Below are 814 nucleotides of genomic sequence, written 5' to 3' on the forward strand. Positions count from 1 at the left end.
GTCAAGGTCGCGGTTGCCGAGGGCCAGGAGGTCGCCGAGGGCGAGCTCATCGCCGTGCTCGAGGCCATGAAGATGGAGAACCCGGTCAACGCCCACAAGGCGGGCGTCGTCACCGGCCTCGCGGTCGAGCCGGGTGCCGCGGTCACCCAGGGCACCGTGCTCACCGAGATCAAGTAACACGGAGATCAAGGCGATGTCGCGCCTGCGGGACCGAGGTGCCTGCACCTGGGCACCTCGGTTCCCACAGAGGTTGTGGTGGGTCGGATCTCGGTACTTGCTCAAAGGATGTCGCACGGCAGGTGGGCACGCCACGAGGTTGACCAGCCACCAAGAAGACGGCCGCTGAATCCGCATTGCTGCTGTCGGCTGCGAGAGCTGCGGTCCTCCCATCTCGCCGTACCTCTTGCGGCGGGGATGCCTCAGTGGAGGCGATCACTGTTCGGGGTGAGGAACCCCAGCGAGGAGCCCCAGCGAGGAGCCATCTGCCAAACCGCGAAACGGCGATGCACGCGATGCTCGTAATGCACGCTGTGCGTGACATGCGTGCGATGCATGCCCTGCGTGCACCGCTCCCAACCCGCACTCTCGTTCGGATGTGATCAGGCCGCAGCCGCGGTCCGGATCACGCTTCCGGGTCGAGCACGAAGTTGTAGGTCACCTCGGCGATGCCGTCGGCGTTGGGCTGCGGATCCAGAATGAGCTCGGGCTTGACGGCCGTGGCGACGTCGTCCTCGACCCACTCGCCGCCCTTGAAGTACAGCTGGGTGGTGATGGCGCGCTTGCCGGGAGCCTTCACCATGAGGTGCAGGTGGGC

Annotated in this window: 1 protein-coding gene and 1 pseudogene; one reads left to right on the top strand and one right to left on the bottom strand. The window is 66.2% G+C overall.

The genetic code is table 11. The annotated features are described in order from the left end of the window. Positions 1-177: biotin/lipoyl-containing protein (locus K3M35_RS25800; protein WP_220667292.1), on the top strand; the 177-nt coding region annotated here is incomplete at its 5' end. A gap of 445 nt (positions 178-622) precedes the next feature. On the opposite strand, the pseudogene K3M35_RS25805 reads toward K3M35_RS25800, so the two are convergent. Further along, positions 623-814 (bottom strand): annotated as a pseudogene (locus K3M35_RS25805) (catechol 1,2-dioxygenase); the annotation flags it as partial.

Origin of the sequence: Rhodococcus sp. DMU2021, from assembly GCF_019641445.1 — a bacterium.
In the GTDB taxonomy this organism is placed as follows: domain Bacteria; phylum Actinomycetota; class Actinomycetes; order Mycobacteriales; family Mycobacteriaceae; genus Rhodococcus; species Rhodococcus pyridinivorans.